Origin of the sequence: Gloeobacter kilaueensis JS1 (genome assembly GCF_000484535.1) — a bacterium.
GTDB lineage: Bacteria > Cyanobacteriota > Cyanobacteriia > Gloeobacterales > Gloeobacteraceae > Gloeobacter > Gloeobacter kilaueensis.
The window spans coordinates 925443-948036 of sequence record NC_022600.1 but is presented as its reverse complement, the minus strand read 5'-3'; the positions used below and the strand labels follow the sequence as shown (position 1 = coordinate 948036).

Below are 22594 nucleotides of genomic sequence, written 5' to 3'. Positions count from 1 at the left end.
CAGCTTTTCTATCACCCTGTCAAATAGGTACGCCAGGACGGTAGTCCACTTTCTCAACCATCCAGCAAGATGAGCATCGCATCGCCAAAGGAGTAGAAGCGGTAGCCCTGGGCGATGGCCTCGCGGTAGAGGGCGAGTAACCGTTCGCGGCCTACCAGGCTACTCACCAGCATCAGCAGGCTCGATCGCGGCAGGTGAAAGTTGGTGAGCAGGCCATCCACGACCTGCCAGCGGTAGCCGGGGTAGATAAACAACTCCGATCGGCGGGAACCGGAACGCAGCGTACCGTCCTCGCCGGCGCTTTCGAGGGCGCGGGCACTGGTGGTCCCCACCGCGATCACCCGCCCACCCCGCTCCCGCGTGCGCCTCACCGCTTCGACGGCTGCCTCGGGAATCTCATACCACTCGCTGTGCATCTGGTGCGCAAGAATATGGGCGGCCTGGACGGGCCGGAAGGTGCCGAGGCCCACGTGCAGGGTGATCTGGGTTTGCTCGATGCCCCGCTCATTCAGCCGGGTCAATAGTTCCGATGTGAAGTGCAGTCCGGCGGTGGGGGCGGCCACTGCCCCCGGTCGGCTGGCCCAGATGGTCTGGTACTGCTCGGCGCGGGCGGTGGAATGCTTGAGATAAGGGGGCAGGGGCATCTGGCCGAGTTTGTGCAGGGCTGACTCGAAGTCGGTTTTGCCGTCGAATGCCAGCCAGCGCCCACCGGTGGCCGGATCGCTTTCAAGAACGGTGGCGCTCAAGAGGCCGTCAAAGTCGATGACACTTCCTGCTGTGAGCTTGCGGGCGGGCTTGAGCAGACACAGCCACTGGCGCTCGGAGCGCGGTTCGAGTAGCAGCACTTCGATTCTGGAGCCGGTAGCTTTGCGCCCAAATAGACGGGCCGGGATCACCCGCGTGTCGTTGAGCACCAGCAGATCGCCGGGTTGCAACAACTCCGGCAGCTCGAAGAAGCGGCGATGGGTGTGATCGCTCTGCCGGACGACCATCAGGTGCGAGTGATCGCGGGGCTCGACCGGGTTTTGAGCGATGCAGCGCTCCGGTAGTTCGTAGGCGTAACTTTCGGTGAGCAAGTCCAGCTCGCTCGTGTGGGCAGAATCGTTCATGCTCGAATCGTGGCACACCGCCAGCGCAGGGCGCTACGCGGTTGTCGGGGGCGGCTTTTTGGGTGAGAGTTTTGAATTGGGAGAAAAGGTTATCGGGGGGAGGGGTTCTTTTGGTTGAGCTGCTTTGAGGAAACAAAACCATCGGGGGGAGGGGCCCTTCGCGCCCTCCCCCCAAACCCCCCGCCCCGCGTGAGGGGGACACCCGTGGCCCCCTCACCCTCCCCCCCGACGCCGAGTCTGTGGCGGCTCGGTGGGGCAGTCACTGTTTTGTCCGCAGGAACACAGGCTTTCTCCCCCTCGCCCCTTGTGGGCGAGGGGGCCGGGGGGTGAGGGGCTGAATTGGACCTGCTACCTGGCCGATAGTGACGTTGAGCCGGTTCCAGGCGTTGATCAGGGCAATTTCGACGAGCAGGGCGGCAAGTACCGGCTCGCTGTAGCACCGGGCAGCTTCCTGCCAGATCTCGTCCGCTACCGGGTCTGAACGATCACCGGTTCGCACAGCCCGTCCTCGTCAACGGCTCGGTGGGAATCGTCGCTCCTCTTGGAGGGCTACTCATCGTCGTGGAACTGACGATCAGGCACGGAGAGGTCGTCGCGCCTGCAACAGCTCGATCTGGCGGTTCTCGACAGTTAACTTTTCAGGCAGCAGAATCATCGACTCTATTTTCTAGAGCGCCGGCTCGCTGTCCAGTTCTTTGAGGCCCCAGGCAATATTCTCAAGTAGTTGAGAATGCAGCTTGATCTCTGCTAGATGCTCGCTTGAGACGCTCCCGCTGCCGGTCATCTCGGCGGCTCTGTTGAGCAACGCGAAAGCTTCGTCGTCGCCCGCCCAGGCCCTCAGTGAGAGATCCAGGGCGGTAGCCACGTAGTTTTGGACAGATGTGAGGCTGGGAAGCTCGGTTTCGAGTTCCTTAAGACCCCAGGCCAGATTTTCTAACCACTGGGAATGGGCCTTCAGTTCGCCCAGATCATCTGCATCGATGCGATGGCCGAGCCTGGCCGCTGCCAGATTCAATCTTCTAAGGGCGATACTATCGCCGCTCCATGCCTGCATCGCCGTCTGCAGAGCAAGGGCGACGTACGTGTGAGCGATCATGATTTTGACACCTCCGACTTCACGCCAACCACCTGAGGAGGAGGGATAGCGGATGCCAAACAGGATAGAGAGGATCCTCCAGATCGCTACAGGATCAAGAAAAAACTTTACCATTAGCTGAACAGATCAATCTAACGATAAATTGCAACACTTGGATGAATGCGTAAAAACCGCTCAAAGCCCGGATCTGGCTCGTTGAGCGGCTTTTAAGAAGTGGAGCTGAGGGGAATCGAACACCGAGCGCTAAAAAGCTAGAATCCGCTCCTTGAGCATTTTACGAGTTTCGGCCTTAAATTCTTGGACTAAAATCGGCTTAACTTTTTGCGGCCTGTGAGGCGCTGAGGCGAGTTTCAAGGTCCGCCAGCTGATCAAGGGAAAGCGCGGCAACCGTGCTCCGACCATAGAGATCGGTGAGCCGCTTCTTGCTCTGCTCGATGGTGACGCCTGCCGCCTTCAGCAGATCGCGCACCCGATCGCGCCGGGCCTCGATCGGATCTACTGCTCGCCGCCGGTTACTGGTGGCCTCGCCGGGCGGCGCATCGTTCTCCGGATCGTCACCGGTAGCCTGGGCGAAGGCTTTCCAGTAGGCGTATTTTGCCGCGCCGGTGAGCGCCTTGAAAACGGCTTTATCGCCCTTGCTGTCGGCGGCGAAGCCGGGCATATCGACGGTGGCCACCTCGCCGCTTTCGCTGTCGGTGATGGTGAGGCGCACCATTACCTGAGCAGTGTGTTCCTCAATGTGGCAACTGGTGCAGGTGATCATCAAGCTGATGCCAGCTTCGGAACAGAGCGGACGGAGGGCGGCGAGCAGGTCGGCTTCAGTCGCGTAGCGATAGCGGTGGTGAGTGTTCTCGCCTGTCTTAGGCACCTTCTCAAGCTGGCCCTGGATCTTCGCGATCTTCTGGTGGAGCGTTGAGCTGGCCATCAATCCACGTCCTCGCTGGCCAGCTCAGCGGCGAGCAGCGCATCGATCTGGTCAATCTCTTCGCCGGTCAGATCGCCGCCTTCTGCCATCAAGGCAAGGATGGCAAGCCAGTTCTGATCTTCGGTGGTGAGCGCAGGCGGGGGCGGGGGCGGGGCAATCGTCAACATTTGTCCGTCCTCAAACGATATTTCTACGATATCAACTTGCTGTTATCGCGTCAACTGCTAGCTAGCATCGTGCTATCGTACAATGGTACGATTGAGAGATGAAGTTGAAAAGCAGGCTGCCCGAATTAATGCGCGAGCACGGCATCGATCAAAAAACTTTGGCCGCCAGGACTGGCCTGAGCCCGACCACGGTCGGCAAGCTCTACCGCAATCACTTCGACCGGATCGACAACCATACTGTCATTCGACTGTGCCGTTATTTTGGCCTGCAAAGTCTCGATGCACTTATTGATATTGAGTGGGAGACCGACGACGAGCCGGGCACCTGACCACAATCTTGGCAGACATGTATTTTGTGCCGTCTATTTGAGCGCACGGAAAGTAGCGCTAAATCTGGTTTGTAGCATCGGCGGGCTTGGGCGTGGCAGAAAAATCATTAACCACCAAGCCGCCTTCCGCGATCGGAATTTTCAGACTTGCAATTACTCGGATGCTGCCCGTGGCCAGCCAACACTCTGCTCTTGCGGTTGAGGTGCTGATCCTGGCTGTCGCCGATTTGCACGCTGCAAGGTCTGAAGCTGTAGGTAAATTTGCCGCCGCCGGTCGCCGCGAGAAAGAGGCCGCCGCCAGGGCCGCCGCCGCCGCCGCCTGGCTTGAATCTGCAGAGTGTGCGCGCCTGCTCGATCTTCTGGAGATCGACAGCGAGACCTTTCGCCAATACTGCTGGGATCTGGGCCGCTACGCCCGCACAGCGGCCAGGAGGCTCTATTACATGCCGCCTAGGCCGGAGGGCGAACGCACGGAAAGTATCGCCTGAAGCTCGAATCTGGAAATAGATAGCTTTGCTTGTTGCGCCGGAGGTTGGCAGTGATCGACAGTTCAAGGCTTGCCCTGATTTACCTGGGAGCGATCGTAACGATCCTGGCCCTGGGTGCGGTGATCTTGAGTTGCTTGCGCGCACCGGTGCCAGACCAGTTGTGGAACGCTCTGAGCGTTTTCGGGGGAGCGCTCCTGCTGCAGATGCCTGCCGCGCTGCGCTCGAAGGATGAGGCTGACAAATGAGCAGACTGGGTGTAGCTGATCTCACGGCGGCCTGGTGGCGCACTGCCAAAGTGCCGCAGCAGCGCCAGAACGAGGTGATCCGCCTCATCCGCCGGATCCTGGCCCACAAAGCTGAGTACCTGGCTGTCGAGGAAGCAGCCGGGGTGCCCTGGTGGTTTGTGGCAGCGCTGCACTACCGCGAGTCCAATCTCGACTTTGACACCTATCTGGGCAACGGCGATCCGCTGGATAAGCCGACCAGGAACGTACCGGCGGGGCGCGGACCTTTTGCGACCTGGCACGAAGGGGCGATCGACGCGCTCAGGCTCCAGGGCTATGTGGGCCTCAGCTGGCTCGATATGGCAACGGCGCTACGGCGGGCCGAGCGCTTCAACGGCGTCGCCTACCGCAAGATGGGCCTGCCCAGTCCCTATGTCTGGGCGGCCACTACGATCCAGCGTCCCGGCAAGTACGTGAGAGATCACGTCTTTGATCCGAAAGCCGTTGATTTTCAGCTGGGAGTCGCGGCCATCTGGAAATATCTGGCCCCGCCCATACCTGTGATCGCGCCAAACAAGGCAAAAGGCAAAGCGGCGTGATTTCTCGGGCCCTTATCGCCGCTGGTTATGGCTTGTTGCTGGCAGCAGCGCCGATTTCTCTTGCTCTGGCGTGGGATTCTCTCAAGTGGGTGGAGCACACGCTTGAGGTGCGGCTTGAGATTGATCGGTGCCTTAAAAACCTCCTTGATGCCGAGACGGGCACGCGAGGCTATGTGATCACGGGCGACGACGAATTTCTGGAGCCGTACCGCCAGGCCGTAGGCGACGCTGTGCCGTGCCTTTCCCGCTTGGCTGTTCTCACCGCCGACAATCCCTACCAGCAGGGACTGCTTGCGGTTGGCCAGCGACTCTGCCACGCCAAACTTGAAATCATGGCTGGCGTGATCAAAGCTCGCCGGACGCGAGGCTTTGAAGCGGCCCAGCGAATTGTGGCAAGCAAGCGTGGCAAAGCCGCCATGGACGGCTTTCGCTATGCCATGGCCCGGATGTTCAGCGAGGAGTCTCGCCTCCTCGCTGAACGACAGCAACGACTTGCAATCGGGCTGACTGCTGGGTGCCTCGTTACCGCTTCTGCCCTGGCTGGACTGCTATGGCTGAAATTCAAAGACCTTCGTGTTCAAAAGCTGGCCACAGAAGCAGTGGCAAGCACTGAAAAGATCCTGCAGGAGGCGCACGCCAACCCCCCTTTACAAACGGTAAAACAGTCTCTAGAGCAAGTTGCCGATAGGATGCGCCGTATCTCGCAGGGGTAGGTAGCCATGACTGAATCTGGGGGAATACCTGTGACGACGGCTTCGGAAATCGTCTCTGAATTGCGCAAGGCAGTTGGCGAGGTGCTCAGTCCTGTCGCTGAGCGACTTAAGGCTCTGGAGGAATCCAACAATCAGCAGAGCGTGAAACTCGCAGAAATTGCGACGACTCTTCACGCGACAGCCGGAGCCGTGGAGGCAATAGACGTGCGATCAACAACATCCGATAGGGCGCTAGTGGGCCATGACGCCCGGCTTACCAGCCTGGAATCATGGCGGCAGGCGGTTGAGGCTGAGCTGCGAGAGTATCGAGGGGGCCGCCATTCAGTAGCGCTCGAAGCGGTGAAAGGTCGCTGGGGGATCGTGACTGCGATCATTGCCGCGATCGGCGCTGCAGCGTCGGCAATCATCAGCTGGCTCACTCATCTTCGCGATGGCACGCCCTAGCCGAAGCCCTTCGGCCTCGGTCGCTGTGGCTTTGCCTGGCCGGGCAGCTTGCCCCGGCGGAACAGGGTCGCCTGGCAGGCCAGATCCTCAATCTGGATCGGCTCCTCACCGTTCGTGGAAGCAAGCTGGCCATCTGGGCCAATCATGGCAAGCAGCTGGCGACCATCGCCCTCGATCGGCTCCGGGCTTGCCACAAGATCGCCCTCGCAACCATCAGCGCGGATCGTGCGGTAGATAAAGTAGTTGCACCGCCACTTCACCGCTTCGGATCGGGCCGTCGCCAGCAGCTCCAGTTCCTTCTGCCGCTTCTGCTCCTGCAAGGTAGTGATGTTGTGGATCCGATCTGGGCTGGCGAAATTCTTTAAGTTCCCAAAAATATCAGGCACGGTACCAGCTCGCGAGGTTTGCCCACCGGAAAGATTCTACGCGATCGAGCGCCTGGCCCTCGCTCACCACTTTGAGCCACCGCTCGCGCCCAACGTGCGCTTCCTGCAACTCAATCACCCGCCGGATGCCGTCGCCGCTCATCAAGGTGAAGGGCGCACCCGGCTCAATGGCCAACTTTGAAGTGCCGCGCTGCGCCCGCCTGAGTCCGCTCAGATCGTAAGTGCCCTTGTCTACCAGCTCCGCGTAGCGAAACTGCAAAAGCTCTTCACCCACCAGCGCCAGGTTGTCGCCCACTTCAAGGCCCGCCAGCGTGGCTCCTTCCAGCTCGCCTGGCGGATAGATGCGCACGCGCACGCGCCGACTGACCGGCGCGGCCACCACTTCGCCCATCGTCGCGGGGTAATTGACGGCGCTGATCTCGCGCCAGTTCTCCCCCCGGTCCCAGGACTGATAGAGGGCGGCCAGGTGCCAGCGGCCAAGAAAGCGCTCTTCTGGGCAGGCGGCCCAGTAGAATCCCGGAGCCTGGCCGTGGGGGTCGGCTACCGGCGGGCAGTCGATTATTCTCCAGTGGCAGCGCGTGGCCCCGATCACCGTCTGCCTGGGTAGCGGCGGCGGCTTTGGCGGCGGCGGTGTACGCTCACGAAACTGCAAAATCCTGGTAGTTGGGCCGTGCCTAGGGTCGTCTGTCATTAATAAGCTCCTGCTGCATTGGCGTCGTATCGCTGGCAAACCACCGGATCGAAGCCGATCGCCCGCAAGTTGATCTGAAAATTGGCCCCAACATCCGCCGAATCGACGTAGAGGACGACAGGCGTCGTGCCGCCGCTGTCGTCTACGGGCCGCTCGAACTCAATCAAGTCGCCAGGATCTAGGATGATCCAGTCCATCGCCAGGGCAAAATCGTAGCGCACCGCTGCCGCCCAGGCCAGGTACATCGAGCGCCGGGCAATATTGGTGGCCTCGTCGCCTGTGAGTGCCAGGCTCGTGAGGTCGATCGAAACTTTCTGGGTCGAGGGCTGTGTGAGCCGACGATCATACGCACTGCCCTCGGCAAAGTCGCGGTCCCAGTCGCTATAGCGCACCCGCACTTCTGCCGGTAGCTCGCTCTGGGGCGTGCGCGTCTGCGTCCAGAGAGGAGTGTGCCCGGTGCCGTAGTCGTGCGCTCCCAGCGCGTCGGCGGTGAGGGTGGTAATCGGTTTGCCCGAATACCAGAGGCGCACGAACTTGAGCGCACCGCTCGATTCCACTACGTCGAAGGGGTACCCTTTCGAGAGTGTTTCGAGGCTGTTGCGAGCTGGTTCAACGTTGTTGTGAACAAAGCCGCGCACGGAGATGGACTCGAGATCGCTTGGGTCGATCGACGTGTTCGGCAGCCCGGCCCGTCCGCAAAGATCAGCCACGATCGCGTTGAGCGGGAAAGGCTTAGGATCCACCCGCCGAAACACGCTGGCTGAGAGCGTGGCGACGAAGGTGGCGCGCAGGGCCACGGTGATATTCGGGTTCGTACCGAAGACCGTGCGGATGGCGCTTCCTGAGGGGATGGTGAGCGTGCCGGTGCTGGTGTTGACGGTGTAATCGGTACCGTTCGTATAGACCGTGTAACCGTCCGGGGTTGTCAAACTGGTAAAACTCGAAATCGAGCTGTAGCCCAGGCTCAGCGTTGTCGTGTCGTTGTTGACGTATAGATTGCTCTGGACGGTGATGTTGCCGGAAGAGCCGGACCCATCGCCGCCGTAGTTGACGTTGACCACCTGGCCCCCGACGACCATCTCAGCAGAGATCGAGGGCGGGCGGTTGCCGTAGTCTGCCAAAGGTAGCCGCCGGTAGACCAGATAGGCTCTGTAGCGGTAGGCAGGGGTGTAGTAGCCCACCGCCGCGCTGATCGTGCCGTCCGGCCCCTGCAAGCTGGTGCCGGTGTGAAGCGTCAGATAGTTGTACTCGAAATTGTCAGTGTCGTTCATTGCCTGCTGATTGCCAGACTGCGAGCGATCGAACACCAGTTTCGAGTTCAACCAGATCCGGCGAAACTCTGCCGGCCCCCGGCAGAGCAGGGAAGCAGCAGTGCCGAAGTAAGAATAGTTGGTGACGTTCTGGACCGTGCGCGGGCCGCCGCCCTTGCCAGTGGTGACGGTGCTAGTCTGGGCTTCCTCCTCGATGTCTTTTGCCCAGATATAGTTGCCGGGAAGCCGGAACATGCCCCAGATGTCGGGGATCTGCACACCGTAGTCAGAGCGCTGGAAGGACAGATCGCCGACGCGCGGTCCGGCAGCGTCGGGAAGGCGCGTCGGCGGTGCCAGTAGCGACAGCCCGATCGACAGAGCCGGGGCGATGAGCGACAGAGGATTAAAGGCTCCCATCAGTCACCCCGGGCATTCTGTAGACTCGGCAAATTTTGAGCTGTAAGTGCGCGTCGATCGGATGTTCGATCACCTTGCCTTCGCCCAGTGACGCGTGCAGGATGCCCCGCTCGGTGGCAAGGCCCACATGCCCCGGATAGCGGCTATTCAGCACCTCCAGCACGTCGCCGGGCTGGGCCAATTCGAGCGATTCGCCCACCGGTTCACACAGTTCCGCCAGGATGGCCCTGAGCTTCCTGCCGTCCGGGTGCCTGCTATAGGGCGGCGGCTCGTAGGTGGATAGCCCCAGTTCGTGGGCAACGGCAACGAGCAGCTGCACGCAGTCCACGCCCACCCCCAAAAGGCGCGCCCGGTGGTGGAATGGTGTGCCCAGCCAGCGGCGGGCCTCGGTTACTACCTGAGCGCCAGTGATCAGATCAGCCATCTGCCGGCACCTGCATGATCGGGCTGGTCGAGTTGCTGCCGCCGTTCGTGGTGACGACGCAGTACCAGGTCGAGTAGGCCAATCCACCATTGAAGGTAAAGCTCAAGCTGGTGTCGCTGATAAAGCTGTAGGGGCAGCTGCTGCGCTGGCTGGGGTTGTCGGTATTCACCTGCTCGACTTTCACAACGCCCGTAAAGTGGCTGCCGGTGGCCGTCACTGTGTCGTTGGAGCTTACGATCGTTGTGTCGAGCGCCGTCACCATCGGCGCTAATGTTGTTGGCCCGCCACCACCACCGCTACCGCCGCCGCCCGTGCCACCTGAGCCCCCACCGCCGCTACTGCCGCCAGAAGGAGTGCCGCCGGTGTAGCCCGCGATCAGCTGGTCGTTGCCGGGGATGTCCGGCTCACCTCCGAAGTTGATCGCGTTGTTGAATTTGCCCGCACAGGTGTAACGGTTCTTATCGCAGCCGGGCGTGATATCGAAAGTGTCGCTGATTGTAAATGGATACGGCGGCGGCGCTACTAACTCAATTTGGCCGTTGTCGTTAAAAGCGCATTCAATCGAAAATCCGGCATTATCGCCAGTCTTAAAAGTGACTTTGCCGCCTGCCCAGTAATTGTCATCTGAATATTCAAGCTGGCTCGCCCTGAATGTGCGATCGTCTACCAGCGTTGTCACTTCTGCGTTGTGGTAGGTGAGTACCGGCAGATTCACTGTACAGCGCACATCGCCAAGGTTATAGCGACAGGTAGGCGAGGTGACTTCACCAATATTGTTGCTGAGTTGCTGAGTAAGGCCGCGCAGATCGTAAGTGACGCTCAGTCTCTCTGTTTGCTGGCCCTCGCCCACATAGCCGCCGCCTATCTGCAGCGCTTTATCTGAAGGGATTGCCGTGGGCAGATCTTGCCAGTTAAAGATGAATAGATCCCAGCGTGCGGCGTCGAATTTGCCCACTTGCACGTCGTTATCAGTAATCCCGATATCAGTCAAGAACAGTTCTATTTGAAGGTTATTGACTTCAAGGCCGGAATTTTGGCTTACGGCAGTTGGGGACAGCCCTTCGGTTGCTCTGTAGGTTGTGCTGCCTACCGCAAAGTCGTAGTCCAGGGTCGTAAAACCGTAGACCGCCCCATCGACGCGGGTGAGCCTGAGCAAGTAGGCAAGCGTCGTTACTTCCTGCTGCAGGTGCGATAGAAGTGCGGGCGCGAGCGTCTTCACAGCCGGATCTCGCGAAACTTTGCCGGTGTGAAGAACCACGTCGTTTTGGCAACAGCGCGATCCGGTGGCTGAGTACGCAGCACCTGTATCAGATCGTCGTTCTCAAAGCGCACAGGCACGTCGAATTGTCCCGCCCAGTTCACTACTGCGCCATTGCTCGGAGCCGCGTTGAAAGTCACAAGGCCCGTGGTGTAGTCGAGCGTCCAGGCGGTGCTCTCGGTGCCGTTTACAAAGATGTGAACGGTGCCTTGGACTGGCTTTTTGATGGCACGATTGTTCGTTTCGATTGGATTGGCGTAGGACTTTTGCAGCTGAAATACTTTGTTGCTGCCGTTGCCGTTGGCGTTGGTCGTGCCTCGCGTCTGAAAACCGGTTTGAGCAGAATTTCTAAAACCGTTTGTTACGTCGAAGTCACTCGGATCCCTGAAACGAAATCCTCTGGCAGCGCCTTTAGTCATCACCTGAAAGTTGATCAGGTACTCAAGCCAGGAGTAGTTCTGCGTGCGGTCGCCGGTTGAGAAAGATCGTCTTGGGGCGCTCCAGTTCGCGTTGCGCTTCTCGTAGCCATTGCCGCGCTCAAGAATCGAAGTGTTGAAGGCGGGTCCGGCCTGCGCTCCGTTCTCGCCCCAAAATTCCAGCCGGATCTCTAAGAAGCTCGCCGTCGTCATCCGTTCCTCCTCTTGGCCCTGTCGAGGTCGATAGCCTGCTCGCGGGCAATCTGGCTTCGAGATTTGCGGAAGCTGTTGGCGTCGGGGGTGTTGATCGTCTGGTAGACGTTGATATCGCCGCCGCCGCCAGCTCCGCCCGCGAACACGCTCGCCCCGCTTTCTCCGGCCCTCAGCCGATCGAGAGCGCGGACGCTGAGCCGCCTGGTGGTGTCTGCGGGGAGCAGGTACTCTCCGTTGCTCACGTAGGCCGGTATTGAGTCGCTGGTGCCCGTGCCTGGCCCGCTGAAAAGCCCTCCGCTGGCCTTGTGCTGGATATAGCCGCCGGCTTTGAGGCCGCCCAGGAAAGTTGCTCCTGAGAAATCAAGCCCGCCAGCGGGCGAGGTGAAAATGCTCGGGATCGAGTCGGCTGCCGGTAGAGCCGTCGCGGGCACAGAGCCCAAGCCAGCAAACGCAGTGGGAGTGATGCCCGCGAAGCTCCCCAGCTCGCTGCTGCCAGAGGCACCTGTAAATCCGCCGCCCAGCCCGGTCAGGCCCAAGAAGGATTTGAAGAGGTACTTCGATAACTCCTGGGCTGCTATCTGCTGAAGCCCTTTGATCACCGCTTGGGCGAAGGAGCCAAAGGCGTCGCCGCCTTTTACAAGCGATTCTGAGAAGCGATCGAAAGATTCGCGGGCCAGGTCCGTCTGGGCCTTCACCAGATCCAGGGTGTCCGCCGCCTGTTTGGCGGGTTGCACAGCGGGAGCAAAGAAGTTGCCGAACTGGCTGTACGCGCCTACGTCGGTCGTGCTGTCGCCGAAGATGGCTTTATAGCCACCACTGCCGCCAGGCTGGAGCTTTCTTGCAAGTTCGTCCTGGCGTTCTAATTCTTTATTTACGACTTCGAGCGCCGCTCCCAGCTCTTTATAGAATTGCTTGCTCTCTTGGGCCTCCAGCTCGCGGCTGAGCCTCACCACATCGTTGTAGACCGATTCGGCGGCGCGGGCGGTCTCGTTCGCTTGCTTCTTCTGCGCCTCAGTTGCTTTTTTGGCCGCCTCCTCAGCTTTGCGCTGCTGGTCTTCGAGCTTGCCCAGTGGGTCAAAATATTCGTTCAGCGCCTTGATCCGCTGTTGCCAGCCCAGCACTTCCGCCTGGGTAGCGGCAAGGGTTCCGTCGCGGTACTTCTTGAGCTTGTCCTGCAGCTCGTCCAGTTCCTTCGAGAATTTCTGCGATTCGGCAAGGGCGTTTGCAGGCGCGGGCGGCAAGGGCGTCAGCGTGCCCAGGAACGAAGGCAGCTCCTTTTGGGCTTCAAATCCGCGCTGCAGAAACGCCGCAGGCGGAGGAACGATTCGAGGCAGATTGATCTTTGAAGGGTTGGGCTGATAGGTGGGGATAGCCGTGGGATTGGAGAAAGCCGGTGGCGTTTTATCGGTGCCCTGCTCTACTGCTTTTTGCGCTGCGGTGAGCGCCTCGGCTGATTTGTTGATTACTTGGGTGAGGATGTCAAGCAGCCCGCCCGGCTGGGCAAAGGCATCTCGGAGCCGCTTTACAGCATTCCCCCACCGGTTGAACGCGCCCTCCGCCTTCTTGCCCGCTTCCTCGGCTGCTGGGGCTGCTTTCTCCCCAGTGATCCGCGCCGCTTCGAGAATCACAGCAGTGGTGATCTTGCCGCCTTCCGCCGACTTGCGCACCTGTTCGTTGGTGGTGCCCAGTGCCTGGGCAAAAGCAGATAGAGGAATCAGGCCAGACTCGATCACTGAGTTAAATTCATCGCCCCTCAGCACGCCGCTACCCAGGCCCTGGCCCAGCTGCACGATGGCTCCGTTGAGCGTGCCAGTCTCAATACCGGCTGCTCGGCCCGCGAGGGTGATGTCGCGAAATAGCTGATTCGCTTTCTCTGCTGGGATGTTGGCGTCGTTGGTCGAGCGGCGCAGATCGTTGTACGCCTGAGTCAAGCCATCTATCTCAAGGCCGTACCTGTCAGCGAGCGCCTGCAGATCCTTGTATTGCTTGGCCGCATTCTGTTGACTGCCGGTGACGCGCTCCAGGCGCACCTGCAATTGCTGGGCGGCGGCGGAGGAGGCCACGAACTCTTTAGCGATATCCAGCGCGGCGTAGGCGGCAGAGGCTGCCACAGCGCCTAGAAAAGCTCCTTTAAGAGTGCCCAGAATTTTACCGAATCCCCCCGCGCTTTCCTGTGTGCGATCCAGCTGGCCATCCAGCGCTTCGAGCCGTTTCTGCAAGGCCAGCTCGGCCCGCTCAACTTCTTTGGCGCTCGCTACGCCGTTTTTTTGGATCGCCTCAAAGGCGGCAATAGCCCGGTTTTTAAGCCCTTCTATCTCTGCGCCCGATTGCACGCCCAGTTCGCGAAAGGCAGCAGAAACCGTGCGGGCCAGGCGCTGCTCTTCAGCCTCAACGGCGGCGGTCTGCTTTTTGACGGCAGCGAGGTCTACCACCGGCTCGGCGGCCAGTTCCTTCAGCCGGATTTTGGCTTTTTCGAGCCCCTGGATCTGAGTCTTTGCAATCTGATCGTATTCGGTGTTCGCCCGGCGGATCTCTGTGATCGTCTGGGGCAAGCCGTCTGTGCTGAACTTGACTACGAGTTGTTTTGCGGGCATCAGTCTCGGCTCCAGAGATCTTCGAGGTGGGCGATGAAGCGGCGGTGGGCGTCGGCACTGAGGACACTGCTGATGGCGGCCTGCTCGTCTGCGGCCCGATCGGCTCGGGCGGCCTGCTCGATGGCGGCCTGCTCGTAGGCAAAGAGGCGCACCTGGGCCAGGGTGTAGCGCTGGATGTCACCCCAGCGATGGCCGCCTCGGATCAGGCGGGCGACGGTCTCGCCCCACCCGGCCCGCCTACCGCCAGCGTTTTCGCCAAAAGCCGAGCCATGCCCGGCGCGGTCTGGGTAAAAAAATCGGCGTTCACCTCAACCGCTGAAGCAAACACGGCAAACACGTCCATCGCGGATCCGGCCTGCAGCTTTTCGTAGTCTTCGGCGCTCAGGCACAGCTCACAGAAAGCCAGGATCGTATCGGGTTCAGCCAGGCCCGCCAGCTGCAGGGCCAGATCCGCAGGCTCCAGTCCGGCAGTGTCGAGCACGGCGAGGTATCCCTGCCACAGCTGCAGGGCCTTGCGCAGGTTTCCAAAAGCCAGCGCGCTTACGGTGACGGCGGTGGATCCAGTTTCGACCGCCTGGCCCTCGGGCTGCAAAATCTCAAGATCGTTATTCACTCTCGTTGCTCCTTATGGGTAGGTGATCTCTTGCCAGTTCGGGCTCACGAATATCCAGGGAGACTGAGCGCCCTGAACGTTGTTGGCTCCGTAGCCCTGATCGGGGGACGTGGACGAGGACCACCAGTCCCAGCCCAGCTGCACCAGCGCCCGCCCCGTGGCGCGCATTTTGCCGTAGACGTGGCAGTTGCTCACCGAAGCGCTGGTGCTGAAATTGGCCCGTCCTGCCCAGAAGTGCCAGATCCGATCGCTCACTGTATTCGGAGCGAAGTACCAGCTGGCCGTGCTCGTGTTCTGAGCAAGAGGCATGGGCAGGTTGTCGCTTTCGGCGTTCGCAAACCAGGGATCGCGTTCGTACAGGCCGCCTCCGAGGTAGCTGGTAGCGGAGTCCGCAAGTGTGGTCGCAACGCCATTTACGTCGCACGTCAACTTGAGATTCTGCACCTCGACCACCCCGGCAGAGCCAGCGGGAGATCGGGTGTCGAATACCGCCACGCCCCAAGGTGTTGCGCTGGTGTAGCCAGCCGGAGGCGTGGGGGCAGAGACGTAGGCCCAGCGAGTCCATGCCTCGTCCGGGATTTTCGGATCGTCCGGCAGGGCAAACGTCGGGCTGTAGGCGGTGCCGATCGAGGTGTTGACGGCGATCGGGCCGGTCCGGGCACCAGTCGGGATCTGGGCGGTTACAGAAGTCGTTCCGTTCGAGGTAAACAGCGCGCAGTTGTGCCCGATCGCGCTGACGCCGAAGCAGACGCTGGCGGTGCCCAGCAGGTTGACGCCAGTGAGTGTGACGCTGACAACGCTGGGCGGCTGGCCGCTGGTGGCCGACATGCTGTCTATGCGCGGCGGCGAGCTGGTGAACGAACTTGACGAAGTGCCGTAGCCATCGACGCCAGACACCAGATTGTGGAGCGTGATCTGTCCCGAGCAGTTGCCCACAGGCACCACAGCCTTTGCCTGGGTGGCCGTAACGCCGGAGTACTGGGCGTAGCAGCTCGATGAGGGGCCAAACCTGATCGATTTCAATCCGCCGAAGTTGGTGCCGTTGATTGTCACCGTGGCACCCGGATCGGCGCTGGCCGGAGCGAAATCGCTGATCGCAGGATCGGCGGCCTGAACGGCGGTTGGCAGCAGCAGAAGGATAACGGCGAGGGCAGCGGCGAGGTGTTGCTTCAGGGCTTTCACTTTGTTGCTCCTGTTGAATAAGGGTGATATCGGCGGCGGTAGCGGCGGCGGTGCTTTTCCTGTAGATAGAAAATTAAGCAGGCGGTGAAAAGGCCGCCCAGCACTGCGCCAGCTATCAAGACCGCTGCGTTGTTCATGGTTTCCCCCAGTTGAACGGCGCGGGAGCAGACGGCGGACTGGTGACGGCCTTTGCAATCGCGTCGATCTTCTCTGCGGCACCGCCGAGCTTTGACTCGATCGCGTCAGCCTTTTCTGCCAGCGCCTCTGCCTGGCTGCTCCACTGATCTGAGAGGCTTTTGGCCGTGCGCGCCAACTCACTCTGCACGTCGGTAGCGATGTTGGCGGTCGCCGTGCCCAGTTCCTGCCGGATCACTGGCCGGGCCTTGGCAAGCAGCCGATCGATAAACCAGTCCGCGATCGAATCAATCAGCTGCATCGTGTTTCTCCTCGTGGGTGGCTTCCTGCTCTGGCGCGGCTGGCTCGGGCTCTGGCAGCTCGATCGCAGGCAGATAGCCGTAGGTAAAATAACTGCCATCGGGCACTGCCACGCCCATCACCTGCAGCACCTTGTTCTGCTGCTCAAGGCTCTTTAGAGCCCAGCGCAGGGCGAAGGTGTTGTCTTTGAGCCTGTGATCGGCGGGCAGGGCGGCATCGAGATGCTGCAGCGTCCTGGGCTCATCTCGGCTGAGCAGGCTCAACAGCAATTCCTGATCGCTCATAGGTCAAATTCCTCCTTGATAAAGGTGTCCATCTGGGCTTCTGTGGCCCTGATTGCCCCAGCAAAGTCCAGCAATTTGCGGGTCTTTACTGTTTTTTGCAGCTTGTAGATGGCGTGCTCGGTGCCGCCGGTATCGCGGTACACAATGAGATAGCCGTCTGAGACTTTAATGATCCGGCTGTACTTCTTGATTGCTTGCCAGACAGAACCCCAGGGGTTGCCTTTGGTAATTCGCCTAAAACGCAGGCGCGCCCCTTCAGGAAGCAAGATCACAAGGTAATTTCCAGCCGCTTCGAGCACCGCCGGATCTTCAAACACGTTGATGAATTTGCGCGGTCCAAGCGACACGTAGACCGCTGGCCCCAGGGTGCCAGTCGCGTCAAGAACGTAGACTTTCTGGGCGTTGAAGAAGCCCTTTGATTGGGGCGTATTCGACCGCTTAAAGACGCTTTTGTACTGCTCGCGCATGGCAAGCTGTAGCGACTTGCCTGCTCGCACAAGTACTCGCTTAGCGCCGTCTTCGAGGTCTTTTGTTTGAGCCTCAAGCGCTTCTCTAAACGAACTAAAAACGTCTACGCCCAGTGCCATGATTAGCTCAGGTCCAGTCCTGACTTGATGTTCCAGTAAGCGCCTTCAGGGTCTGTGAAGCTGCGAGTCAGATCCGGCAGCACTCGCCCAACAAGAGTAAAATTCGTAAGGCTCTTATTAAGAACCTCAAGAATCTTTGCCGGGTCAAAGGCTACCTTGTAAATTTCGGCTCGAATGGGCCGAAGGTTGTCGGTGATGTTTCGTCCGGCAATTGACACAAAATAGGTATTGTCTGCGAGGTCGAACTCTGTCATGCCCGCAGTCAGGTCGTAGCCGTTGCTTGCCGCTCCAGCCACCAAAACAGCCGTGCCCTGCTGGCCGGTTTTAATCAACTTGATAACGCCCGTGTCGAGATCTACCTGGTAATCGTTGTTTACCGTAAGCAGCGTGTACGTGAAAGTCGGCGAAGTGCCCGTGCGCAGCTTGACAACTAGATTCGACAGGTTAAGACCAGGGTAATCGTATTCGTAGGTGGTGATTGCTGGCCCTAGAACAATCAGATTGGGGTCGCCGCTTGGCGCGGTCGAAGCGGCGACAGAAGTAGAAACGCCATTGCCCAAAATTGCAAGGTTTTCTTTGACAATGCTGCTCATTACAATGCTGATTTCAAGCCCCGCGTCGTTGATTGGAATGTTGGTAATAGCAGGCGGGATGTACTGGTAATCCAGCGCCGTTTCCGTGCTCGGATTGGCGTTGATTGAGCAGGTTTCGCAATTGCCCACTGGGCGCAACTGACCAGGACCAGGATAAGAGGGGTTGGGCTTGCCAAAGCGCACCCGGCCCTGAATTTTGGGGAATCTAGTTGTTGGCGGTTGAATGGCCATGTGTTGCTCCTTTAATGAATCCAGGGATCGCTTGTGTACTGCACTTGAAAACTGACGACTGCTACCAATACGGCCTGTCCGCTGCCGCTGCCGCTGCTTAAAATATCCACTTCGCTTTCTGACGGCTCTATCGAGACTGCAACAGTATTCAAGTTGATCGCTTGAGAAAAAGCGGTGTAAACATCTTGAATGGCGTTCGCTGAATACTCTTTGGTCGCTCGTCCTTTGCCGTAACCGATAATTCCAATAGTGAGAGCTAAGTTGTGATTCCAGCTATTAGGATTAGCCTCAATCGTGTCTTTGCCGTCCAGATAAATTAGCGTGTCAGCGCTGTATTCTGCTGCCAGGCCGCCCCCTGCGTATTGCACGTTGGCCCCAATATCGGTATTGAATCCCAGAGCACTCTTGATGCCTGTGAGAATCTGCTCAACCGCGTTCAAGATGTCGAGTCTCATCAGCGGTTGCTCCTTTTGCAAAGGTCATTCCAGAACCGCCGGGCCGTTCCCAGTTGATAGGAATGGTTCGGATCGTTTTCCGCTTCGGTCTCGACGGTGAAGCGATATTCAGCGCTGCCGCCTGTGTAGATCTGCGTGTAGCAGGCCCGCGTCACTGGGCTGCCGTCGTCGGCGGTAAGACTGCCTGAGCGCTGGTCTGTGCCCTGGATTAAAAAATCTTGCTCGATGGGCGTTGGGTTGCAGCCGAGCCTGGTGGTCCAGTACTCCAGCTGATGCTGATCTTGTACGTCGCGGGGCACGCCAGCTGTCACTTGATTTTCGAGGTTGCCCCGCCAGGTCCACACCGGCACCGGCATGTACTCTTGAAAATATTGATCGCAGCCGGGCTTCTGATCGGTGGCCCAGCCGCCTTTGATGTGGCCCAGAGCCGCTACCAGATGAGGATAGCGCAGGGCGATCGTCGTACACATCTGAGCACCTTTTGAGTGTCCAAAGAAGTACACCCGCCGCCGGTCTACCGGATAGGTGGTGTTGAGGGTATCAATCAAGCTCAGCACGAAGCCCATGTCATCGACGCCGCTGCCGTCAAACACATACGAGTTCCAGGTGTAACCAGCCAACAGCTGCGCTCCGCCGTTGGGCATGAGCACGTAGAAGCCATTCGGCTCCGCCTCGGCAATCTCCCCCCAGGCCATCGAGGTAATCAAATTTTGGGCAGTGCCGTAGTCGCCGTGCAGCGCCAGCACCACAGGCCGGGGAAAGTACGGGTTGATCGACAGAGGCACGTACTGCACCCAGGAACGGTCAATCCCGCCCCAGGTGGTCGTAAGAGTCACGTACTCGCCCAGTGCCGTTGCTACCATCACTTCACCTGCAAGCGAAAGGTGAGCGGGTCGATGGGTCCACCGGTGCTATCGGTGCAAAGCACGGGGATCAGATAGAAGCGTGGCGCAACGGTTGAATCAACCGCGATCACTGCACTGGCGCTGGCATTATTTGCTGCCACAGGCCCGTAGCTCTGCACGGTGATGCCCGGCGGGAGGCTCGCGGGTGGAATCTGGATGGAGATGGCCCCGCCAGTGAGCCGATTGGTGAAGTTGACCGTGAGCGGCCCAGTGGAACCAGCCGCCACCGGCACAGGATCTATCACCTGAGTGAGCGCGGCGGCCTGGGGAAGAACCTGGATCTGGATTGCCTGGGTGCCCAGCAGCTGCTCGGTAGGCTGGCCTCGATCCAGATAAGCGGTGAGGGTGGTGGAGTAGATCCCGAGCGGCGCTGTGGCCTCCGGTGAAATATCGATCTCCACAAAAGCGTTGCCAGGCGCGCCCTGGGTAGGGCCATACCCTACCAGATCGATCTTTGATGCCGCGTCAAACGGGGCCATCTCGACCGTTACGCCGCCGGTTACACCCGCTGGCACGTCGTTGATTCCCCGCCACTGGATAGCGACGAAGAGGGTCAAGGTCGCCGCCGCCCGCACCTGACAGAAAGTGGGGCCACTTGCCACGAGGCCCAGTTGAGAGGCTGGATCGCGGGGGTTGGCGAGCACCAGCTCCACCAGCGCGCCGTCCGCTCCAAAGGGCCGGGCTGCCGTCACATCAAACAGCTGATCTGCCCCTATCGACGGCAGCCGGGTTACGAGAGTTGTCCCTCCTCGCTGAATAGTGCCTGCTACAGTGGCGGCGGCAAGGGCGCTGTAGAAGCGCTCCTGGGCCACAGCGCCAAAGCGGGTCACGTCAGGCGAGGTGCGTTCGTTGAAGATCACCTGAATGGCCACGGGGGCCGCGCCGCTGGCACTCAGATTTGCTTGCTGGGCGAAGTCGCTCAGAAAGATAGTTTTGGTGTCGGCGGCAAGGTCGATCATTTGCAGAGCACCCCGGCGGAGGTCGGCATGAAGCAGAAGTAGATATTCCGCGACCCGGCGGCGGTGTTGGTAAGAGCCGGCAGCGACCAGCCAGTACCGCCGGTCAAGGTGAAACCGCCCGTACCGTTCTCGTCCACCTCAAAGAAGAAAAATTGCCCAGCGAGGCCGGTCGTCACCGCCCCCATCGTGCTGTTCTGGTTAAGCGTCACCTTGTAGAAGCTCCCCAGGGTGGGGTCGAGGGAGATCGTCGCGCCAGCGGTGAGGGTGTTGGCGGTGCCACCTACCAGCCGCCCGCCCAGCGTTGCCGTGCCCGAGGTGGTGGGCGCTGCGAGAAAGAATGAAGCGAGGTTGGTGAGCGAAAAGTTCTTGGTGGCGTTGGTGGCCGCGCTGTCGCTCCCCAGCAGAAGATCCGCCCCGGCGTAGGGGGCGCTCTTGGTGGCGTAGGAGCTGATCGAGGCCGCGAAAACGGCGCTGGCTGCAAGAAGCAGGCCAGCGGCGGCAAGAGCGGTTCTTTTGGTCAACTTGCGAAACACGAGCTTGTCTCCTATTCGGTGATTGTTTGCGCCTGGTCGTCGGTGAGGGTGCCGCCCAGGTCGTCGGTGAGCGCCTGGGCGGCAGGCGGTGTCGGTACGTCGGTTATCGAGTTGCCGCTACTGTCGGTGAGGTTGCCGCCGGAACTGTCGGTGATGCCGCTGCCACCGCTGCCGCCAGAGCCGGTGATCGTGAAATTGAAAGGCGAAGTACCAGTCGGGCCATCTTTGAGAGCGATCACGATGGGGCCGCTGGCTGCCCCGGCGGGAATAACCACCGTCACTGAGCCACCGCCTGGATCGGCGTTGGGCACAACCGCCACAGGCACGCCGCCAAATTTGATTGAGGCAATCGATGTCTGGCCGCTTGGCAGATCCCAGAGCCCATAGGCGTAGATCGTGACCGTATCGCCTGGCGCGCCGTTGGGCGCTGAGGTGCCGGTGATGGCAGGCAGCCCCAGTAAAAAATAGATAAAAGTGTCGTAGGTGATCGTGCCGGATTGATTGCCGGTGCGCAGAATTACCAGCCCAGCCGATCGAACCGCCCACCAGAAGTTACCGAAAGAACCGCCCGAGCCGTAGAACTGGAACCACTCAAAGGGGCGGTTGTCGTTGTAACACGCCTGCAGCTGCGAAGTTTTTGAAGTGATCTTGCCGATGTATCCGCCCCGGCTGTAGGCATCGGAACGGCTGCCATCGGCATAAGGTTCACCTGTGTACAGATTGTCGATTGCAAAAATGGGTAGAATCTGCTGCCCAGCGGCGTTCTGGCCGTTTCTGGCAATCAGCTTGCCCACTTCCAGAAATTTTGCTGGCACCAGCTGCAGGCCGCCTGCGCAATCGAGCGATAGGCTGGCCGTTCCTTGCTGATAGCCGTTCGTCGTGTCAAAGGTCCAATCGAAGGCTGTTGCCCAAAGATCGTAGGTAAGGCCCAGGGGTTGCTCAATCTCGATAAACGAAAACTTGCCAATCCGATCGCGAGCATCGCCCGGCTGATATCCCTGCACCGGGCTGCCGGTCGGATTGGGCGTCACCGATTCGCTGTACTGGCTCCAGTTGGCTGGATCACTTGCAATCAGGTCGCCCAGCGCGACATACATCGCCGCCGCCGCCAGCTGAAAGCCAACCGGCGTGTACTTCCAGGTCAGATCTGTGTACTGGCCGGGGGTGTAGTTCGAGTCCCAGCGAGCGATGTTGACCATGCTCAGCATCGAGACCTGCGCGCCGCCGCCGCCCAGCTGCGTGGATACGTTACTCGAATTGGTGTAGCCGGTTTCAAGAGCGTTGTCGTTCCCTGTCAACTGCCCAAGAGTGATGTCTTTAAGGCCAGCTGAAGTAAGCCATCGATTGCCGTTTACCGCTCCTGGAAAGCGGGCCAGCCACTGCCCTGCTTTTTGGTTCAAAATCTGATCTATCTGATCCGACGAGGTGGGCGGTACACCGCCATTAAATCCGCCCTTGCAAATAAACTTTATAAATGCAAGCGTAAAATGCGATTTAGTGCAGCTTGCGATCGTGATGGCGGCGAGGCTGGTGGTGCTGCTCAGATAGTTCTGGGCAATGTCGTACTCAGTGCCTGAAATATCTTTTGCCCAGATCCAAAAAGCCGCGCCCTTGTTGGTTTTGAGGTTGCCGCTGCCCGCCGGGGGCGTGGTGCCATTGAGTGAGTAGTCTATGGCTGCCGCGATCGAGGCTGGGGTGATCACAAATTCTGGCAGCGCTGGCGACTGGGGGCTGCCGGAACCTGCCTGTGGCGTTGCCACAAGCTGGCCTGATTGGGCGCTGGCCGGAAGGCGCTGCAGAGCGGCGGCGGCGGTAGAAGAATAAGGAATCAGATTGGCCCCGGCGACGCTGGCAGAAGCCAGGCGATCCATGTTTGCGCCGCTCATGGCTACAGCCGTGCCCGGATAGGCAACTGGAGTAAAGCCCGAGGTGTTGGCCCCGGCAGTTTTGTTCTGGGTCTGCTGAGCCGATGCGCCAACAGGCGAGGTAGACAGAAGCGACAAGAGCGCGCTCGCCGCCCCTGAACTCAGAGCCGGGAAGCTGCTACGAATCGCCCGCCCGCGCCTGGCCACCG

Annotated in this window: 31 protein-coding genes; 6 read left to right on the top strand and 25 right to left on the bottom strand. The window is 59.9% G+C overall.

Annotated features, from left to right (window positions below; all coding sequences use genetic code 11):
* Positions 1-53 precede the first annotated feature (53 nt).
* The 5 genes from queA to GKIL_RS25200 form a co-directional block, all read right to left on the bottom strand.
* Complete coding sequence (queA, locus tag GKIL_RS04475) at positions 54-1109, bottom strand: tRNA preQ1(34) S-adenosylmethionine ribosyltransferase-isomerase QueA (protein ID WP_023172231.1); 1056 nt, start codon at positions 1107-1109, stop codon at positions 54-56.
* A 259-nt stretch (positions 1110-1368) separates the two neighbouring features.
* The gene (locus GKIL_RS24545) at positions 1369-1608 is read right to left on the bottom strand and encodes a carboxymuconolactone decarboxylase family protein (protein ID WP_023172230.1); all 240 of its coding nucleotides are present in this window, start codon (positions 1606-1608) and stop codon (positions 1369-1371) included.
* Positions 1609-1776: 168 nt separating this feature from the next.
* Positions 1777-2205, bottom strand: coding sequence for a hypothetical protein (locus GKIL_RS04470; RefSeq protein WP_144080319.1), 429 nt, complete (start codon positions 2203-2205; stop codon positions 1777-1779).
* A gap of 313 nt (positions 2206-2518) precedes the next feature.
* Positions 2519-3130 (bottom strand): ERF family protein, encoded by a 612-nt coding sequence (locus tag GKIL_RS22305; RefSeq protein WP_023172228.1) that lies wholly within the window; start codon positions 3128-3130, stop codon positions 2519-2521.
* The gene (locus tag GKIL_RS25200; protein WP_023172227.1) at positions 3130-3297 is read right to left on the bottom strand and encodes a hypothetical protein; all 168 of its coding nucleotides are present in this window, start codon (positions 3295-3297) and stop codon (positions 3130-3132) included. Before GKIL_RS25200 ends, GKIL_RS22305 begins: the two co-directional genes overlap by 1 nt.
* 98 nt (positions 3298-3395) lie before the next feature.
* On the opposite strand from GKIL_RS25200, the gene GKIL_RS04460 reads away from it, so the two are divergent.
* The 6 genes from GKIL_RS04460 (at position 3396) to GKIL_RS04435 (ending at position 6094) form a co-directional block, all read left to right on the top strand.
* Entirely contained in the window at positions 3396-3626 is a 231-nt protein-coding gene (locus tag GKIL_RS04460) for a helix-turn-helix domain-containing protein (protein ID WP_023172226.1), read from the top strand.
* Between the two features lie 86 nt (positions 3627-3712).
* On the top strand, positions 3713-4114 hold the full coding sequence (locus GKIL_RS04455) for a hypothetical protein (protein ID WP_187293887.1): 402 nt from the start codon (positions 3713-3715) through the stop codon (positions 4112-4114).
* Between the two features lie 50 nt (positions 4115-4164).
* Positions 4165-4359, top strand: coding sequence for a hypothetical protein (locus GKIL_RS04450; RefSeq protein WP_023172224.1), 195 nt, complete (start codon positions 4165-4167; stop codon positions 4357-4359).
* Positions 4356-4937 carry a hypothetical protein gene (locus GKIL_RS04445; RefSeq protein ID WP_023172223.1) on the top strand — a complete coding sequence of 194 codons (582 nt, stop codon included), beginning with the start codon at positions 4356-4358 and terminating at the stop codon, positions 4935-4937. Before GKIL_RS04450 ends, GKIL_RS04445 begins: the two co-directional genes overlap by 4 nt.
* Complete coding sequence (locus tag GKIL_RS04440) at positions 4934-5650, top strand: CHASE3 domain-containing protein (protein WP_023172222.1); 717 nt, start codon at positions 4934-4936, stop codon at positions 5648-5650. Before GKIL_RS04445 ends, GKIL_RS04440 begins: the two co-directional genes overlap by 4 nt.
* A gap of 30 nt (positions 5651-5680) precedes the next feature.
* Complete coding sequence (locus GKIL_RS04435) at positions 5681-6094, top strand: hypothetical protein (protein WP_041243719.1); 414 nt, start codon at positions 5681-5683, stop codon at positions 6092-6094.
* Here the strand turns inward: GKIL_RS04435 and GKIL_RS04430 are convergent.
* Genes GKIL_RS04430 through GKIL_RS04340 form a run of 20 tightly spaced genes read right to left on the bottom strand, consistent with a single transcriptional unit; the run spans position 6091 to position 22592 of the window.
* Complete coding sequence (locus GKIL_RS04430) at positions 6091-6480, bottom strand: hypothetical protein (protein WP_023172220.1); 390 nt, start codon at positions 6478-6480, stop codon at positions 6091-6093. The two genes, GKIL_RS04435 and GKIL_RS04430, sit on opposite strands and share 4 nt — an antisense overlap.
* Entirely contained in the window at positions 6473-7171 is a 699-nt protein-coding gene (locus GKIL_RS04425; RefSeq protein WP_023172219.1) for a GTA baseplate fiber-binding domain-containing protein, read from the bottom strand. The genes GKIL_RS04430 and GKIL_RS04425 overlap by 8 nt, the downstream gene beginning before the upstream one ends.
* Entirely contained in the window at positions 7171-8838 is a 1668-nt protein-coding gene (locus tag GKIL_RS04420) for a phage tail protein (protein WP_023172218.1), read from the bottom strand. The genes GKIL_RS04425 and GKIL_RS04420 overlap by 1 nt, the downstream gene beginning before the upstream one ends.
* Positions 8825-9262, bottom strand: a complete 438-nt coding sequence (locus GKIL_RS04415; RefSeq protein WP_023172217.1) for a C40 family peptidase — start codon at positions 9260-9262, stop codon at positions 8825-8827. The genes GKIL_RS04420 and GKIL_RS04415 overlap by 14 nt, the downstream gene beginning before the upstream one ends.
* Entirely contained in the window at positions 9255-10481 is a 1227-nt protein-coding gene (locus GKIL_RS22300; RefSeq protein WP_023172216.1) for a DUF2163 domain-containing protein, read from the bottom strand. The genes GKIL_RS04415 and GKIL_RS22300 overlap by 8 nt, the downstream gene beginning before the upstream one ends.
* On the bottom strand, positions 10478-11149 hold the full coding sequence (locus GKIL_RS04400; protein ID WP_023172215.1) for a DUF2460 domain-containing protein: 672 nt from the start codon (positions 11147-11149) through the stop codon (positions 10478-10480). The genes GKIL_RS22300 and GKIL_RS04400 overlap by 4 nt, the downstream gene beginning before the upstream one ends.
* Positions 11146-13743 (bottom strand): tape measure protein, encoded by a 2598-nt coding sequence (locus GKIL_RS04395; RefSeq protein WP_023172214.1) that lies wholly within the window; start codon positions 13741-13743, stop codon positions 11146-11148. Before GKIL_RS04395 ends, GKIL_RS04400 begins: the two co-directional genes overlap by 4 nt.
* Positions 13743-13895 (bottom strand): hypothetical protein, encoded by a 153-nt coding sequence (locus GKIL_RS25195; RefSeq protein WP_187293886.1) that lies wholly within the window; start codon positions 13893-13895, stop codon positions 13743-13745. The genes GKIL_RS04395 and GKIL_RS25195 overlap by 1 nt, the downstream gene beginning before the upstream one ends.
* A gap of 50 nt (positions 13896-13945) precedes the next feature.
* Entirely contained in the window at positions 13946-14356 is a 411-nt protein-coding gene (locus GKIL_RS04390) for a hypothetical protein (protein ID WP_023172211.1), read from the bottom strand.
* 12 nt (positions 14357-14368) lie between these two features.
* Entirely contained in the window at positions 14369-15538 is a 1170-nt protein-coding gene (locus GKIL_RS04385; protein ID WP_023172209.1) for a hypothetical protein, read from the bottom strand.
* Positions 15535-15675, bottom strand: coding sequence for a hypothetical protein (locus tag GKIL_RS25190; RefSeq protein ID WP_187293885.1), 141 nt, complete (start codon positions 15673-15675; stop codon positions 15535-15537). Before GKIL_RS25190 ends, GKIL_RS04385 begins: the two co-directional genes overlap by 4 nt.
* Positions 15672-15974 carry a hypothetical protein gene (locus GKIL_RS04380; protein WP_023172208.1) on the bottom strand — a complete coding sequence of 101 codons (303 nt, stop codon included), beginning with the start codon at positions 15972-15974 and terminating at the stop codon, positions 15672-15674. The genes GKIL_RS25190 and GKIL_RS04380 overlap by 4 nt, the downstream gene beginning before the upstream one ends.
* Positions 15961-16257: a hypothetical protein gene (locus tag GKIL_RS04375; protein ID WP_023172207.1), complete on the bottom strand. Its 297-nt coding sequence runs from the start codon at positions 16255-16257 to the stop codon at positions 15961-15963. Before GKIL_RS04375 ends, GKIL_RS04380 begins: the two co-directional genes overlap by 14 nt.
* Positions 16254-16844, bottom strand: coding sequence for a hypothetical protein (locus GKIL_RS04370; RefSeq protein ID WP_023172206.1), 591 nt, complete (start codon positions 16842-16844; stop codon positions 16254-16256). Before GKIL_RS04370 ends, GKIL_RS04375 begins: the two co-directional genes overlap by 4 nt.
* 2 nt (positions 16845-16846) lie before the next feature.
* The gene (locus tag GKIL_RS04365) at positions 16847-17668 is read right to left on the bottom strand and encodes a hypothetical protein (RefSeq protein WP_023172205.1); all 822 of its coding nucleotides are present in this window, start codon (positions 17666-17668) and stop codon (positions 16847-16849) included.
* Between the two features lie 11 nt (positions 17669-17679).
* Positions 17680-18123: a hypothetical protein gene (locus GKIL_RS04360; RefSeq protein ID WP_023172204.1), complete on the bottom strand. Its 444-nt coding sequence runs from the start codon at positions 18121-18123 to the stop codon at positions 17680-17682.
* A complete protein-coding gene (locus GKIL_RS04355; RefSeq protein ID WP_023172203.1) occupies positions 18123-18986 on the bottom strand; it encodes a CE1 family esterase in 864 nt (287 codons plus the stop codon). Before GKIL_RS04355 ends, GKIL_RS04360 begins: the two co-directional genes overlap by 1 nt.
* Entirely contained in the window at positions 18986-19987 is a 1002-nt protein-coding gene (locus GKIL_RS04350) for a COG1361 family protein (RefSeq protein WP_023172202.1), read from the bottom strand. The genes GKIL_RS04355 and GKIL_RS04350 overlap by 1 nt, the downstream gene beginning before the upstream one ends.
* Positions 19984-20520: a hypothetical protein gene (locus GKIL_RS04345; protein ID WP_023172201.1), complete on the bottom strand. Its 537-nt coding sequence runs from the start codon at positions 20518-20520 to the stop codon at positions 19984-19986. Before GKIL_RS04345 ends, GKIL_RS04350 begins: the two co-directional genes overlap by 4 nt.
* An 11-nt stretch (positions 20521-20531) precedes the next feature.
* Positions 20532-22592 carry a hypothetical protein gene (locus GKIL_RS04340; RefSeq protein WP_144080316.1) on the bottom strand — a complete coding sequence of 687 codons (2061 nt, stop codon included), beginning with the start codon at positions 22590-22592 and terminating at the stop codon, positions 20532-20534.
* Positions 22593-22594 lie beyond the last annotated feature (2 nt).

Excerpts from the sequence above, each read along its gene's own strand:
- GKIL_RS04360 (WP_023172204.1), bottom strand. The coding sequence starts at position 18,123 with ATGAGACTCGACATCTTGAACGCGGTTGAGCAGATTCTCACAGGCATC.
- GKIL_RS25190 (WP_187293885.1), bottom strand. The coding sequence starts at position 15,675 with ATGAACAACGCAGCGGTCTTGATAGCTGGCGCAGTGCTGGGCGGCCTT.
- GKIL_RS04380 (WP_023172208.1), bottom strand. The coding sequence starts at position 15,974 with ATGCAGCTGATTGATTCGATCGCGGACTGGTTTATCGATCGGCTGCTT.
- GKIL_RS04460 (WP_023172226.1), top strand. The coding sequence starts at position 3,396 with ATGAAGTTGAAAAGCAGGCTGCCCGAATTAATGCGCGAGCACGGCATC.
- GKIL_RS04445 (WP_023172223.1), top strand. The coding sequence starts at position 4,356 with ATGAGCAGACTGGGTGTAGCTGATCTCACGGCGGCCTGGTGGCGCACT.
- GKIL_RS04425 (WP_023172219.1), bottom strand. The coding sequence starts at position 7,171 with ATGACAGACGACCCTAGGCACGGCCCAACTACCAGGATTTTGCAGTTT.
- GKIL_RS04400 (WP_023172215.1), bottom strand. The coding sequence starts at position 11,149 with ATGACGACGGCGAGCTTCTTAGAGATCCGGCTGGAATTTTGGGGCGAG.
- GKIL_RS04420 (WP_023172218.1), bottom strand. The coding sequence starts at position 8,838 with ATGGGAGCCTTTAATCCTCTGTCGCTCATCGCCCCGGCTCTGTCGATC.
- GKIL_RS04355 (WP_023172203.1), bottom strand. The coding sequence starts at position 18,986 with ATGGTAGCAACGGCACTGGGCGAGTACGTGACTCTTACGACCACCTGG.
- queA (WP_023172231.1), bottom strand. The coding sequence starts at position 1,109 with ATGAACGATTCTGCCCACACGAGCGAGCTGGACTTGCTCACCGAAAGT.
- GKIL_RS04470 (WP_144080319.1), bottom strand. The coding sequence starts at position 2,205 with ATGATCGCTCACACGTACGTCGCCCTTGCTCTGCAGACGGCGATGCAG.
- GKIL_RS04365 (WP_023172205.1), bottom strand. The coding sequence starts at position 17,668 with ATGGCCATTCAACCGCCAACAACTAGATTCCCCAAAATTCAGGGCCGG.
- GKIL_RS04395 (WP_023172214.1), bottom strand. The coding sequence starts at position 13,743 with ATGCCCGCAAAACAACTCGTAGTCAAGTTCAGCACAGACGGCTTGCCC.
- GKIL_RS04370 (WP_023172206.1), bottom strand. The coding sequence starts at position 16,844 with ATGGCACTGGGCGTAGACGTTTTTAGTTCGTTTAGAGAAGCGCTTGAG.
- GKIL_RS04375 (WP_023172207.1), bottom strand. The coding sequence starts at position 16,257 with ATGAGCGATCAGGAATTGCTGTTGAGCCTGCTCAGCCGAGATGAGCCC.
- GKIL_RS25200 (WP_023172227.1), bottom strand. The coding sequence starts at position 3,297 with ATGTTGACGATTGCCCCGCCCCCGCCCCCGCCTGCGCTCACCACCGAA.
- GKIL_RS04350 (WP_023172202.1), bottom strand. The coding sequence starts at position 19,987 with ATGATCGACCTTGCCGCCGACACCAAAACTATCTTTCTGAGCGACTTC.
- GKIL_RS22305 (WP_023172228.1), bottom strand. The coding sequence starts at position 3,130 with ATGGCCAGCTCAACGCTCCACCAGAAGATCGCGAAGATCCAGGGCCAG.
- GKIL_RS04415 (WP_023172217.1), bottom strand. The coding sequence starts at position 9,262 with ATGGCTGATCTGATCACTGGCGCTCAGGTAGTAACCGAGGCCCGCCGC.